Annotated in this window: 14 protein-coding genes and 2 pseudogenes; 12 read left to right on the top strand and 4 right to left on the bottom strand. The window is 69.9% G+C overall.

Annotated elements, in window-relative coordinates; translation table 11 throughout:
• Positions 1-9: 9 nt before the first annotated feature.
• Positions 10-1,005 (bottom strand): D-2-hydroxyacid dehydrogenase, encoded by a 996-nt coding sequence (locus tag Q4V64_RS18745; protein ID WP_124441993.1) that lies wholly within the window; start codon positions 1,003-1,005, stop codon positions 10-12.
• Positions 1,006-1,202: 197 nt separating this feature from the next.
• Here Q4V64_RS18745 and Q4V64_RS18740 point away from each other — a divergent pair, with 197 nt between their 5' ends.
• Positions 1,203-2,030 (top strand): aspartate/glutamate racemase family protein, encoded by an 828-nt coding sequence (locus Q4V64_RS18740; protein ID WP_124441994.1) that lies wholly within the window; start codon positions 1,203-1,205, stop codon positions 2,028-2,030.
• Positions 2,027-2,758, top strand: coding sequence for an aspartate/glutamate racemase family protein (locus Q4V64_RS18735; RefSeq protein WP_124441995.1), 732 nt, complete (start codon positions 2,027-2,029; stop codon positions 2,756-2,758). The genes Q4V64_RS18740 and Q4V64_RS18735 overlap by 4 nt, the downstream gene beginning before the upstream one ends.
• 315 nt (positions 2,759-3,073) lie before the next feature.
• Here Q4V64_RS18735 and Q4V64_RS18730 read toward each other — a convergent pair whose 3' ends face one another.
• Entirely contained in the window at positions 3,074-3,625 is a 552-nt protein-coding gene (locus tag Q4V64_RS18730; protein WP_124441996.1) for a GNAT family N-acetyltransferase, read from the bottom strand.
• Entirely contained in the window at positions 3,625-4,629 is a 1,005-nt protein-coding gene (locus tag Q4V64_RS18725) for a hypothetical protein (RefSeq protein ID WP_253267138.1), read from the bottom strand. The genes Q4V64_RS18730 and Q4V64_RS18725 overlap by 1 nt, the downstream gene beginning before the upstream one ends.
• Positions 4,630-5,116: 487 nt before the next feature.
• Here Q4V64_RS18725 and Q4V64_RS18720 point away from each other — a divergent pair, with 487 nt between their 5' ends.
• From Q4V64_RS18720 to ugpC, 9 genes and pseudogenes are all read left to right on the top strand, one after another.
• On the top strand, positions 5,117-5,530 hold the full coding sequence (locus Q4V64_RS18720) for an ATP-binding protein (protein ID WP_253267139.1): 414 nt from the start codon (positions 5,117-5,119) through the stop codon (positions 5,528-5,530).
• Positions 5,527-5,775, top strand: a complete 249-nt coding sequence (locus Q4V64_RS18715) for a hypothetical protein (RefSeq protein WP_124441998.1) — start codon at positions 5,527-5,529, stop codon at positions 5,773-5,775. Before Q4V64_RS18720 ends, Q4V64_RS18715 begins: the two co-directional genes overlap by 4 nt.
• A 135-nt stretch (positions 5,776-5,910) precedes the next feature.
• Entirely contained in the window at positions 5,911-6,141 is a 231-nt protein-coding gene (gene tgmA / locus Q4V64_RS18710; protein ID WP_303710567.1) for a putative ATP-grasp-modified RiPP, read from the top strand.
• Complete coding sequence (locus Q4V64_RS18705) at positions 6,138-6,473, top strand: MvdC/MvdD family ATP grasp protein (protein WP_216377647.1); 336 nt, start codon at positions 6,138-6,140, stop codon at positions 6,471-6,473. Before tgmA ends, Q4V64_RS18705 begins: the two co-directional genes overlap by 4 nt.
• 30 nt (positions 6,474-6,503) lie before the next feature.
• Positions 6,504-7,125: pseudogene (locus Q4V64_RS18700) on the top strand (class I SAM-dependent methyltransferase); the annotation flags it as partial.
• Positions 7,126-7,443: 318 nt separating this feature from the next.
• Complete coding sequence (locus Q4V64_RS18695) at positions 7,444-8,754, top strand: ABC transporter substrate-binding protein (RefSeq protein ID WP_253267140.1); 1,311 nt, start codon at positions 7,444-7,446, stop codon at positions 8,752-8,754.
• Between the two features lie 70 nt (positions 8,755-8,824).
• Entirely contained in the window at positions 8,825-9,778 is a 954-nt protein-coding gene (locus Q4V64_RS18690; protein WP_124442000.1) for a sugar ABC transporter permease, read from the top strand.
• Positions 9,778-10,611 carry a carbohydrate ABC transporter permease gene (locus Q4V64_RS18685; RefSeq protein WP_124442001.1) on the top strand — a complete coding sequence of 278 codons (834 nt, stop codon included), beginning with the start codon at positions 9,778-9,780 and terminating at the stop codon, positions 10,609-10,611. Before Q4V64_RS18690 ends, Q4V64_RS18685 begins: the two co-directional genes overlap by 1 nt.
• Before the next feature lie 39 nt (positions 10,612-10,650).
• Complete coding sequence (gene ugpC / locus Q4V64_RS18680; protein ID WP_124442002.1) at positions 10,651-11,841, top strand: sn-glycerol-3-phosphate ABC transporter ATP-binding protein UgpC; 1,191 nt, start codon at positions 10,651-10,653, stop codon at positions 11,839-11,841.
• A gap of 109 nt (positions 11,842-11,950) precedes the next feature.
• On the opposite strand, the pseudogene Q4V64_RS55075 reads toward ugpC, so the two are convergent.
• Positions 11,951-12,317 (bottom strand): annotated as a pseudogene (locus Q4V64_RS55075) (acyl-CoA dehydrogenase family protein); the annotation flags it as partial.
• Positions 12,318-12,465: 148 nt separating this feature from the next.
• Between Q4V64_RS55075 and Q4V64_RS18670 the strand changes: the two are divergent.
• Positions 12,466-13,560 (top strand): LLM class flavin-dependent oxidoreductase, encoded by a 1,095-nt coding sequence (locus tag Q4V64_RS18670; RefSeq protein ID WP_124442003.1) that lies wholly within the window; start codon positions 12,466-12,468, stop codon positions 13,558-13,560.
• Positions 13,561-13,567 lie beyond the last annotated feature (7 nt).

The following is a 13,567-nucleotide window of genomic DNA, read 5'->3' as shown; positions in this document are numbered from 1 at the left end:
TCAGGACGATCAGTGGCCTGGTACGTACCCACGCTGCTTGTCGACCACGTTCGGCAGCGGCTTTCCCGCCTCCCAGCGCTCGTACATCTCCACGAACTGAGTGCCCAGTTCCTCCCGCCAGCCAACCGTGTCGCCGCTCATGTGCGGGGAGACGATCAGGTTCGGGACCTGCCACAACGGGCTGTCGGCGGTCAGCGGCTCATGCTCGAAGACGTCCAGGGCCGCACCCGCGATCCAGCGCTTGGACAGCGCCTCCGCGAGCGCGTCCTCGACCACCAACTGCCCCCGGCCGATGTTGACGAACCGCGCGGAAGGCTGCATCACGCCGAAGCGGCGGGCGTCGAACATGCCGTGCGTCTGCTCGGTCAGCGGCGCCGCCGCGATCACCCAGTCGGCGCGGGCCAGCAGCCGGTCGAGGTCCTCGGGGCCGTGGACACCGGCGCGCGGGGTGCGGCCGACGAGCGCGGCGGTGATGCCGAGCGCCTCGAGCGTGGAGACGATCGCCCGTCCGATGGGCCCGGCCCCCACGACGCACGCGCGCGTGCCGGAGACCCGCTCCGACTCGCGGTGCCGCCAGGTCCGCTCCCGCTGGAGGTCCCAGGTGCGGGGCAGATCCTTGGCCATCGCCAGCACGAGCGCGGCGACGTACTCGGCGATCGGCTGGTCGAAGACGCCCCGGGCGTTCGTCACCACCGTGTCGGAGGCGGCGAGTTCGGGACACATCAGGTGGTCCACGCCCGCGCTCGCCGTGTGCACCCAGCGCGGCCGCGGGCCCTCACCCGGCCAGGCCGCCCGTACCGCGTGCGAGGTGAAGTCCCACACCAGCAGCACATCGGCGTACGGCAGCCGCTCGGCGAGCGTCGATTCATCCGCGTGCTCGATCCGGGCGCGGCCGGTGAGGCGGCCGAGCCGGGGCAGCGGATCGGCGTCGAGGACGAGGACTGTGGGGGTGCCTTCGGCGGAAGCGCCGAAAGAGGGAGGCGGACCGGATTCGGGTGCTGTCATGGGGGAGCCGTTCGGAAGCCGATTTTCGGGCAGGACAGCCGCCTGACGTGGGCGGATACGAGGGATTGACGGGGGTGTGACACGGGCGTGACAAGCACGGATTGACCCACGCTCGCACCCGAACCTACCTTCGTCAACAACGGGTGCGTGTACGGTCCGTTGTCCCCTGGTCCCTCAGTGTGAGGCCGGTGTCTGTCATGGACGTTTCCTTTCTGGGTGGCCCCCGCCCCCAGCGCGGTGTCGGTGTCGTCGCTCCGTTCGACTTCGCCCTCGACCGCGAGCTCTGGCGCTGGGTCCCCGACGAGGTGTCCCTGCACCTGACGCGGACTCCGTACGTCCCGGTCGAGGTCAGTCTCGACCTGGCCCGTCTGGTCAGCGAGCACGAGACCCTGCACGAGGCGGTGCGCACACTGACCGCGGTCGCACCCGAGGTCGTGGCCTACGCGTGTACGTCCGGCAGTTTCGTCGGCGGGGTCGCCGGGGAGCGAGCGATGTGCGGGGCGATGACCACGGCGGGCGCCGTGCCGTCGGTGACGACGTCCGGGGCGCTGCTGGAGGCGCTGGAGGAGCTGGGCGTACGGCGGGTGGCGCTGGTGACGCCGTACACGGTGTCGGTGACCCGCGCGCTGGAGGAGTACGTGGCGGAGGCCGGCGTCACGGTCAGCGGATGCGCGTACATGGGCCTGACCAGGCACATCTGGAAGGTCCCGTACCGCGATGTGGCGGACATGGCCCGCAAGGCCGTGGGCGGCGACGCCGACGCGCTGTTCATCAGCTGCACGAACCTGCCGACGTTCGACGTCATCCCCCAGCTGGAGGCGGAACTGCGGATGCCGGTGATCTCGGCCAACCAGGTGACGATGTGGGCGGCGTTGCGCCGACTGGGTACCCGAGCCGTGGGACCGTACCAGGCGCTGATCGATCCGGCGGCGCGGACCGGCGGTCCCGTACTGCCGGACGCGACCGGACTCCCGGGAGTGGCGGCACTGCCGGACGAAGAGCAGCAGCAGGAAGGCTGGACATGACAGCACTCGGATTCCTCTACCCGGGCCACTCCGCCGAGGACGACTATCCGCGCATCGAGCAACTGCTGGGCAGCGACATCCGACTGGACGTGGTGCACACCGACATCGGTGAGGACGCCCACCGGGTCGACGCCCTGCGCGAGATGGGCTCCGCGGGGCGGCTCGCGGCGGGCGTCGAGGAACTCCGCCTGGCGGGCGCCGAGTCCGTGGTGTGGGCCTGCACCAGCGGCAGCTTCGTCTACGGCTGGGAGGGCGCCCACGAGCAGGTGCGCACCCTCGCCCTCACGGCGGGCATGCCGGCGTCCTCCACGTCCTTCGCCTTCATGCACGCGGTGCGGGAGCTGGGGGCCGGGCGGGTCGCGGTGGGCGCGACGTACCCGGACGACGTGGCGGACCTCTTCGCGGAGTTCCTGCGGGCGGGCGGTGCGGAGGTCGTGGCGCTTCGCGGCTCCGGGATCATCACGGCGGCGGAGGTCGGCACGTGGGGCGAGGCGGAGGTGTTCGCGCTCGCACGCGAGGCCGATGATCCGGATGCCCAGGCGCTCCTGCTGCCCGACACGGCGCTGCATACGGCGGCCCACATCCCGGCCCTGGAAAAGGAAATCGGCAAGCCGGTCCTCACGGCGAACCAGGTGACGGTGTGGGAGGCGCTGAGGCTGACGGACCGCCGGGTGAACGCGCCGGCGCTGGGGGCGCTGTTCACCAGGGAGCCGATCGTCCAGGCCTGAGGGCCGGGCTCTGGGGTGCGCCCTGGGGGCTCCGCCCCCCGGGGCCTTCGTCCACCCGCCCACCCGACTCGGTGGGCCGGGAGGTGACCATGGCCTGTGGGCTTCGCGCCCAGACACCCGGCCTTCGCCCACCCGCCATCTGACTCGGTCGGGCGGATGGTGGCCCTCGCCCCTGCGGGGCTGCGCCCCAGACCCCCGCGGGTGCCGCCGTGCCACTTCCCGGCAGCGACGGAAGTTGAGCAGCCCCCGAGACGGCACGTGTTCCGTCTCGGGTCCGTCTGCTGCCCGCGCCCGCCACGGGGTGGGCGTCTCGCCTCAGCGGAGATCACGGACCATGCAGTCGTACAGCGGCGCCTCGTCCCACGGATGGGACACGCCGACGTTCCGGTACCCCCAAGCCGCGTAGGCGGACTGCGCCGGCGCGGCCTCGGGTTCTGGCCGCATCGTCAGCGTGACCCGCTCGGCGTCCAGGCCGTCGAGGAGCCGCGTGTGCAGCGCGGTGGCGATGCCTCGCCGGCGCCACGCCTTCCGTACGGCCAGCTCGATGATGACGAACGTGCGGTGGCCGTCCTCGCGTGTGAAGTGCTCCGGCAGCTCGATGCCCTGGAGGTTCTTCCACCAGCGGGTGTCAGGGGCGAGGTAGTAGCCATATGTGAAGCCGATGACCTCGTCTCCCTCGCGGGCCAGGACGAGACGGAAGCCGGGCCGCTGGGCTTGCACCTGGTAATGGTCGATGAACTCGGCGACGTCGCGCGGGCCCTCGCAGTACGGCGGCTCGGCGTACACCTCCTCGTAGGCGGGGAGGAAGGCGTCGAGTCGGTGGGCGCCGCCCGGACTCTCATGCCGCTCGTACGTCACCTCGGCCATCACACGGCTCCCTTCAGCTGGGTGGTGTACTCGGTCAGCTCGTAGGCGGCATCGCGGGCGCTCACCGCGTCGACGTTCCGAAGGAGGTCGCGCACCTCGGCGACCCGGCGGTTCACGCGGCCGGACTCCACCTCTTCGAGGTGGGTGAGGCTGCCGACCGCCTCGGCCGCGCCCTCGTCGACTTCGCCGGCCCGGACGAGACTGCGGGCGAGGGTCATCCGGTACAGGGCTCGGTTGCGCCCGTACGACCGGTCTTGGTGGGCGAGCGCTGCGCGCAGGAAGGGCACCGCGGCCTTGTGGTGCCCGGTGTCGGAGTACAGCAGGCCCTGGGCGTAGTCGAGTTCGGCTTGTCCGTGGAAGGCGGCCCAGTCCGGGGCAGGACGTCCGCGGTCGGAGCGGTCCACCATGCGCATGGAGTCGGCGAGCCGCTTGCGTGCGCTGCTCTGGTCCTTCATGAGAGCCAGGGCGCGGGCCTCACGGGCGGAGATCAGGGACAGCAGAGCCGGGGAGCCGAAGGGGACGGCGAGCGAGTGGGCTGCGCGCGCCAGGTCGTAGCCGTCGCGGGGCCGTCCTTCGTAGCTGGCCTGCATGCTCAGCGAGACGAGGATCAGGACCTGAAGGCCTGCGTCGTGGAGCATGGTCGCGGTGGTCAGGGCCTCGCCCCAGTAGCGGCGGGCGGTGTCCTGTTCGTCGGCGTCGTAGTACAGCCAGGCACAGTGCTCGGCCGTCTCGCCCGCGAGGAGCTGGAGTTGGCGGCCGATGGTGTCCGGATAGCTGCTGGTGTTGATGATCCGGCGCACACGCCGGAGGTGGCGGACGGCAAGGGACCGGACGTCGCCGCCTCCGTATGCGTCATCGAGCGTGTACAGCGACCGCAGGCCCTCGCGGAGTTCGAGAAGGTGAGCGGTGCCCACGGCATCCGGGACCCCGGTGCTCTCCCGAGGTCCCACCGCCAGGCCGGCGGCGAGGCCGATCGAGTCGGCGACGAAGGTCCTGCGGTCCACGTTCACCTCTTTCGGCGGTGCTTGAGGTGCGTCCGCCGTCGTGCCTGGCCCTGGCCCCGGGAAGCCGAGGTCAGCGGGGTTCATGCCGAACATCGCGTGCAGCACCCGCCAGGCCGGGGGGTGTGGCCTGGGCGGATTCGGCTGCCGCCACCGCCGGAACTGGCGATCGGTGACGGTCACCTGTTCCCCGACTAATTCGGCGGTCGCCTCGAAGGCCGGGACAAACGTCGACGGTTTGGCCCATCCACGCTCCATGCAGGCATGTGCGAACGGCGTCAGCGTTTCATCCACCCCTGGCCTCCCCGAAGGTGTCTGCTCTCGTCGACCGTAGCCGCCGTGCTGGACTCGAAAAGTCCGGCGCCTGAGAAAAAGTCCGGCGGAAGGTCCGCGCGTAGGTCCGGTGGCGTTCCGTGAACGGCCGTTGTCTCTACGTGACAGCAGAGGTGCAGTTGACGTCGAACGCGAGTACCACCCAGGGGGCGCGACGATGACCATGACGGCCGTACCAGTAGGACCGCAGCGCTATCAGGGGCGCTATCCGGCGACGCGGGAGGCCGCCGTTCAGGCGCGGCGGGACATAGCGCTGGCGCTGGAGGCCTGGGGCCTTCCACAACTGGCGGACGTGGCCCGGCAGGTCGTCACCGAGCTGGTCGCCAACGCGGTGGAGCACACGGACGCCGCCACGGTCGGCGCTTCGATCACCCGGACCGGCACGGAGTCCGCGCGAATCGTCGTGACCGACACCTCACGCACCAGACTCACCGCGGGTACACCGGCGGCCGACGACGAGAACGGCCGCGGCTTGATGCTCGTCGACGCCCTCGCTCACGCGTGGGGCAGTGAGCTCGTGCACGGCGGGAAACGCGTGTGGGCCGAGCTGCGCGCGGACGGCGAACCATGAGCGCGCCTGCCGTGGCCGAGATGCCGCGCGTCGCCCAGCTCGGCCCGCGCCGGCAGATGGCCGTCGACTGCACGCGCTGCGCCCGCCGGTTTGGGACGGTCGGCCATGTGTTGGGCGTGGCGCGTCACCGCGGCCGGTTGTTCCAGCTGTGGATCTGCGAGCCCTGCGCCCACCGCACACCACTGGCAGCGCTCCATGAACCGCCGCCCGGTGCCGGAGACCGAGCGCCCGGCACCAGACGGTGAACGACCCCCGCTCCGCCCCCACACAGCAGGCTCCCCACCGGGGCGGAGCGGGCCCCCGCAAGACCCTCGCCACCGCCCTCGGGCGTAGGCGGGGCGGAGAACAGCCCGAGCAACATCAACGACAGGAGGCACCTCATGCCCACAGCAGCAGCGCTCGTCCCGTTCGGCGCCCGCGCCGAACGCACCCCGTACACCGTGACCCTGGAGGCGGGCTCGTTCATGTACGACCCGGTCCGACAGGTCAACGTCCTGACCGAGGGCACCGGCGCCCTGTGGAGCCGGTCCGCCAACCTGGCCGGAAGCTGCACGAACACCAACTGGGACAGCAAGAACGACGACACCGCCGACCCGTACTTGATGCGGTGACACAGCACCTGTCCGGCGGCCCGGTGCTGGTCGTCACCAAGGAACTGGACCCCGCGGCGGACCTGGTGGTCGACGAGCTGACGATCCGGCATGTGCCGGTGATGCGGTTCGACACGGGCGACTTCCCGCTCACCGTCTCCCTGTCCGTCGAGCACGCTGCAGCACCCTGGGCGGGGGTCCTGGCTGACGAGTACCGCTCCGTGCGGCTGGAGGAGGTGCGGGCCGTCTACTACAGGCGGCCCCGCCTTCCCGCCGTCTCCGAGCACATCGAGGAGCCCCACCGCTCGTGGTCCGGCGAACAGGCGTTGGCCGGCCTCCTCGGCACGCTGTAAGCGCTGCCGGTGACGTGCCGGCGGGCTCCGGGTGCCCTGTTCGCGGTGCTGCGCGACCGTGGCGCCATCGTGAGCGGCTTCGACGCGAGTGCCGGGATGCTGGAGCTGGCCCGGTGGCGGCTCGGCGACAGTGCGGACCTGCAGGTGGCTGACCTGAGCAGCCCGCTTCCTTACTCTGTGACACGTTCGACGATGTAGTCGCGTCCCTGGTGCTGCACTACCGGGAGGACTGGGGGCCGACGCTGGCCGAGCTGCGACGCATACTCAAGCCCGGCGGTCGGCTGATCGCGTCTGTCGACCATCCCTTTGCCATCAACCTCATGCACCGCCAGGTCGGCCGCGAGGCAGGGTACAAGTATTTCGACACCACCAACTGGACCGAAGAGTGGACCATGGGCGGCCAGACCGCGCTGATGAGTATCTGGCACAGGCCGCTGCACGCGATGATCGAGGCGTTCACCGCGGCAGGTTTCCGGATCACGGTCATCAGCGAGCCAGAGCCTGATCCAGCCGCCCGCGAGCTGTTCCCCGAAGTCATCGCGGCCAAGCCGCGCTTCCTGTATTCCTGTTCTTCGTCCTGCGAGCAGAATCCATGCCGGCCCCGCCCAGTGCGTGTTCATCCGCTGGAGGCGAGTTGCCCCGAGTTCCGTAGCGGCCGTTTCTTCCCGGATGCCGCACACATCCGAAGACGGCCCGGCTAGCTCAGCCCACAAGCGTGCAGAAAGCCGACCACGAAGTTCCGGCCGGGCAGCGCGTCCTTGTTCAACGCGGCGAGTGTGATCAGCGCGGCCGTGACCATCAGCAGGACCTGTGGCCGGGGTTCTCTTCCGGTGAGGACTGCTGATCGATTTGGTCGATATGTGACGGTATGTACTTGATGTTGGTTTATATAATGCTTAGCGTCGCCGGGAGAGAACACTGCGGGCTCCGAGCCCCGTGGTCACCGTCCCGGAAGCGAGGTGTGGAGCGCGTGCACGCGAGTGGCGGCTGCCGGCCGATTTCCGGGAAGAAACGCCGTCCGCAAAGGACGCGACGACTGCGGGCGTTCGCCGTACTGCCCCTGCTGGCGTCGATGCTCGCCGCCTGCGGCGGGGACGAGGCCGCAGGTCGGCCCACCGTGAACTGGTACAACTTCCCCGACGACTCCGGCGCACTCCAGAAGGCGGCCGACCGGTGCAGCAAGGCGTCGGGCGGTCGCTACTCGATCGCTTACAACAGGCTTCCGCGTGCCGCCGACGGCCAGCGCCAGCAACTCGTCCGCAGGCTCGCCGCCGAGGACACCGCGCTCGACATCCTGGGCCTCGACGTCACCTGGGCGGCGGAGTTCGCCGAGGCGCGCTGGATCCGGGAATGGACGGGGGCGGTGAAGCGCCAGGCCACCGAGGGCACCCTGCGCGTACCGCTGCAGACCTCGACCTGGCAGGGCAAGCTGTACGCCGTCCCGTACAACACCAACACCCAACTGCTCTGGTACCGCAAGGACCTGGTGCCCACCCCGCCCAGGACCTGGGCCGAGATGCTGGACATGGCCGGTGACCTTGCCCGGCACGGAAAACCACACCTCGTGGAAATCCAGGGAGCCCAGTACGAGGGCCTGACCGTCTGGTTCAACACGCTGATCAACAGTGCGGGCGGCTCGATCCTCAACCGGAACGCGACCGAGCCCTCCCTGGGCTCTCCTGCCGTGCGGGCCGCCGGGATCATGCGGGACCTTGCGAGGTCTGAGGCCGCGGACCCCTCCCTGCCGAACCAGATGGAGGACCAGAACCGCCTCGCCATGGAGTCGGGGGTGGCGGCGTTCGAGCTCAACTATCCGTTCGTCTATCCGTCGATGAGGCAGAACAACCCGGAGCTGTTCAAGAACTTCCGCTGGGCGCCGTACCCGCGGGTCGACGCGGCCCGTCCGGCACGGCCCACCATCGGCGGCATCGACCTGGCGGTGAGCGCCTACTCGCGCCACCCCGATCTGGCCTTCGAGGCGGCCCTGTGCCTGCGCAACCGCGACAACCAGCTCACCGCCGCGCTGGAGGGTGGCCTGCCGCCCACCCTGCGCGCCCTGTACGACGAACCGGCGTTCATGAAGGAGTACCCCTTCTCCAAGGAAGTGCTGGCCGCCCTGGAGTCGGCGAGCGTGCGACCGCTCACCCCGGCCTACCAGAACGTGTCGATCGCGGTCTCCCACACACTCTCCCCGCCCTCCGAGATCGACCCGGAAAGCTCGGTCGACACCATCAGGGAACAGATCGACAAGGCCCTGCGATCCGAGGGTGTGATCCCGTGAACGACCAGGTCCCGCTCCACTTCGCCGACCGGCGCCGCCGTGCGCGGGTCCCGTCCCCAGGCGGTCCGAGATGAGCATGCAGGCGGAACCGGCCGGAGCCCCGCCACCCCCGGAGGCGGAGCGGACGCGCCGGGGCCGGGCGGCACTCTCGGCGGGCGCCCGGCAGGAGCGGCGACTCGGCTGGCTGCTCTGCTCACCGGCCGTCGTCGTCATGCTCGCCGTGACCGCGTATCCCATCGGGTACGCCGTCTACCTGTCCCTCCAGCGGTATGACCTGCGCTTTCCGGGACAGGCGGAGTTCGTGGGCCTGAGCAACTACGGGGCTGTGCTGTCCTCCTCGTTCTGGTGGGACGCGTTCTGGGTGACGCTGTTCATCACCGTCGTGTCGGTCGCCATCGAACTGGTCCTCGGCATGGCGATCGCCACCGTGATGCACCGCACGATCTTCGGACGCGGCACCGTACGCACCTCGGTCCTCGTGCCGTACGGCATCGTCACCGTCGTCGCCGCGTTCTCCTGGCAGTACGCCTGGACGCCGGAACTCGGCTACCTCGCCGAGCTGCTGCCCAGCGGCGAGGCACCGCTGACCGAGCAGTGGCCCGCCCTGTGGCTGATCATTCTCGCCGAGGTGTGGAAGACGACGCCGTTCATGGCGCTGCTGCTGCTCGCGGGACTCGCCCTGGTCCCCGAGGAGACCCTGAAGGCGGCCATGGTGGACGGCGCCACCGCCTGGCAGCGCTTCACCAAGATCACGCTGCCGCTGATGGCACCGGCGATCCTGGTGGCGTTGCTCTTCCGCACGCTGGACGCGTTCCGCATCTTCGACAACATCTACATCCTGACCGCGGGCGCCCAGGACACCGGCTCCGTGTCGATCCTCGGCTACGACAACCTCTTCACCGCGCTCAACCTCGGCATCGGGTCGGCGATCTCGGTCCTGATCTTCATCTGCGTCGGGATCATCGCCTTCACCTTCGTCAAACTGTTCGGCGCCGCCGCACCCGGCGCGGAGGTGAAGCGCTGATGGCCGCCGTGGGGAAGACGCACGCCGCCCGCTGGGCCGTCGTGAACGTGCTGGTGGTGCTGTACGCCCTGTTCCCGGTGTGGTGGATCGCAGCGCTGTCGTTCAAGGACCCCAGCACCCTCACGGACGGCAACTACATCCCCAGGAAATGGACCTGGGAGAACTACCGGGGCATCTTCGAGACCTCCGAATTCACCAGAGCGCTGATCAACTCCATCGGCATCGCGCTGATCTCCACCGCCATCGCGGTGGTGCTGGGCACCATGGCGGCCTACGCGGTGGCCAGGCTGCGGTTCCCCGGCAAGCAGGTACTCATCGGCATGTCGCTGCTGATCGCGATGTTTCCCCCGATCTCCCTGGTGTCACCGCTGTTCAACATCGAACGGATCATCGGGATTTTCGACACCTGGCCCGGGCTGATCATCCCGTACATGACGTTCTCCCTGCCGCTGGCCATCTACACCCTGTCGGCGTTCTTCCGGGAGATCCCCTGGGACCTGGAGAAGGCCGCCAAGGTGGACGGGGCCACTCCCGCACAGGCCTTCCGGCTGGTCATCGCGCCGCTGGCCGCGCCGGGCGTGTTCACCACCGCCATCCTCGTCTTCATCTTCTGCTGGAACGACTTCCTGTTCGCGATCTCGCTGACCTCCACCGAGTCCGCGCGCACCGTGCCCGCCGCGATCGCGTTCTTCACCGGCAGCTCGCAGTTCCAGCAGCCCACCGGGTCGATCGCCGCCGCTGCTGTGGTGATCACCGTCCCGATCATCGTTTTCGTTCTGCTCTTCCAGCGACGGATCGTCGCCGGACTGACCTCCGGGGCGGTCAAGGGGTGACCGGACCCGGAAGGCACGCAAGGCAAGGAGGCACCAGCCATGGCCGAGATCATCCTTGAGGGAGTCACCAAGCGCTTTCCCGACGGAGCCCTCGCCGTGCAGGATGTGGACCTCGACATCGCCGACGGCGAGTTCGTGATCCTGGTCGGTCCGTCCGGATGCGGCAAGTCCACCACCCTGAACATGATCGCCGGACTCGAGGACATCACCGAGGGCACCCTGCGCATCGGTGACCGAGTCGTCAACGACCTCGCTCCCAAGGAACGCGACGTCGCCATGGTGTTCCAGAGCTATGCCCTGTACCCGCACTTGAGCGTCCGCGAGAACATGGGCTTTCCGCTGCGCCTGGCGAAGGTGGACAAATCCACCGTCAACGCCAAGGTCGAGGAAGCCGCCCGGATCCTCGACCTGACCGAGCACCTGGACCGCAAGCCCGCCAACCTCTCGGGCGGTCAGCGTCAGCGGGTGGCCATGGGGCGGGCCATCGTCCGTGATCCCAAGGCGTTCCTGATGGACGAGCCGCTGTCCAACCTGGACGCCAAGCTGCGGGTCCAGATGCGCACCCAGATCTCCCGTCTGCAACGGCGCCTCGGCACCACCACCGTGTACGTCACCCACGACCAGACCGAGGCGATGACCCTCGGCGACCGGGTCGTGGTCATGCGGCAGGGCCTGGTCCAGCAGATCGGCACGCCGGCACAGCTCTACGACTTTCCGCGCAACCTCTTCGTCGCGGGCTTCATCGGCTCCCCGGCGATGAACTTCCTGAACGCCACGCTGGAGACCGGTGTTCTGCGCTCGCCCCTGGGCGACCTGCCCCTCGACGACCGTACGCGGCAGGCACTCGAACGGCGGAACGCGCCCCGCGAGGTCATCGTCGGGCTGCGGCCCGAGGCCTTCGAGGACGCGGCCCTGTCGCCCGAGCGAGGTGCCCGGCGCGGCCCGGTCTACACCGCCACCGTGGAGGTACTGGAGTCACTGGGCTCCGATGTGTACGTCTACTTCACCGCGGAGGGCGGGCCCGCGTCGACCGCGGAACTGGAGGAGCTCGCCAAGGACTCGGGCCTGCGGGACACCGGCGCCGAGGCCCAGCAGCTCGTGGCCCGCCTGGACGCCGCCACGCGCGCCCGCGAGGGCCAACCCGTGGAGCTGCGGCTCGACATGTCCAAGGCCCACGTGTTCGACCCCGCGACCGGAACGAACCTCACGCATCCGGAGAGCGCCGGCTGATCCACTCGTCGAGGTGCGGTGCTTCGGCCCCGATGGTGGTGCTGTCCCGTGGCCGCATCCGACGACCCGATCCGCCGGATGTCCGTCGCCGACGGAGGTGCGGTGTTCGTCGGAAGGCGGCCTGTCCCGTCAGGGCCTGGCCGATCACGAGGTCGGTGTGGCAGATCTCCAGTGCCGTACGGGTGTTGTCGAGCTTTGCCGTAACCGACCTGCTCAGGGCGCAGACCCCGGTCGTCCTTGATACGGCCGAGGTGGAAGGCGAACAACGTGCCCTTGGTCGGTTCGAGGGACATGTCGGTCAGCTTGGCCTGGGTCAGCTGGTAGGCGCTGACGGGGCGGCCGAACTGGACCCGGTCGCCCGCGTAGGCCAGCGCCGCCCGGAAGGCCGAGCGGGCCGCGCCCCAGGCGACGCCGTACCGCGCCTCGCTGAGGCAGGACAGCGGTCCGCGCAGTCCGCGCGCCTCCGGCAGCACGGCGGACCTCGAAAGCCCGGAGAGCCCTCAGGGGATGGTCACCTCTTGGCCGACCGAGTCGGCTGGGCTCGTGGGCAAAGGGAATAACCGGAGACCCCCTCCTGTTAACCCCCGGAGGACAACGCACGGCACACAACAGGAGGCCCCCACCGTGACCCCAACGGCCCACGAGATCCGGGGAACAACCCACGGCACCGCTCCCACCCCCCTCTCCGTCCTGGATCTGGTCACCGTCGGCGCGGGCCGCACCGCCACCGACGCCCTCCGCACCAGCGTCGCCATCGCCAAGCTCACGGAGTCCCGCGGCTTCCACCGCTACTGGGTCGCCGAGCACCACTCCATGCCGGGCGTGGCTTCGTCCTCCCCCGCCGTGATCCTCGCCCACCTCGCCGCCCACACCAGCCGCATCCGCCTCGGTTCGGGCGGCGTGATGCTCCCCAATCACGCCCCGCTGGTCATCGCGGAGCAGTTCGGCACGCTGGAAGCCATGGCCCCGGGCCGCGTCGACCTCGGCCTCGGTCGAGCGCCGGGCACCGACGGCGCCACGGCCGCCGCCCTCCGCCGTACCGAGCGGCTCAACGAAGGCGCCGACGACTTCCCCGAGCAGCTCGCCGAGCTGATCCGTTTTCTCGACGACGACTTTCCCGACGGCCACCGCTACCGCCGTATCCACGCCGTCCCGGGCCCGATCCAGGCGACCTCCCCGGGCGGCGTGCAGTCCCCGCACCGCCCGCCCGTCTGGCTCCTCGGGTCCTCCGGCTTCAGCGCCCGCCTCGCCGGCGCCCTCGGCCTGCCCTTCGCCTTCGCGCACCACTTCTCGGCGCAGAACACCGTCCCGGCCCTGGACCTGTACCGGGAGTCCTTCCGGCCGTCCGCCGTCATGGACGAGCCGTACGCCCTGATCGGCGTCTCCGCCCTCGCCACCGAGGACCCCCACGAGGCCCGCCGGCAGGTCATGGCCGCCGCGCTGAACATGATCCGCCTGCGCACCGGCCGCCCTGGACTCGTCCCCACCCCGGAAGAGGCGGAGGCCTACGAGTTCAGCCCGATGGAGCGGGAGTTCGTCGACTCCTGGAACGCCAACGTCATCCACGGCACCCCCGACGAGGTCCGCTCCGGCCTCGACGACCTGCACAAGCGCACCGGCGCCGACGAGCTGATGATCACGGGCAACGCGCACAGCGGGGACGTACGCCTGCGGTCGTACGAACTGATCGCGGACGCCTACGGGCTGCCTACGGCGTGAGTCTCGC

It is taken from the genome of Streptomyces sp. NL15-2K, assembly GCF_030551255.1.
In the GTDB taxonomy this organism is placed as follows: Bacteria; Actinomycetota; Actinomycetes; order Streptomycetales; family Streptomycetaceae; genus Streptomyces.
The sequence above is the reverse complement of the archived record's forward strand: the minus strand, read 5'-3'. Positions and strand labels throughout refer to the sequence as shown.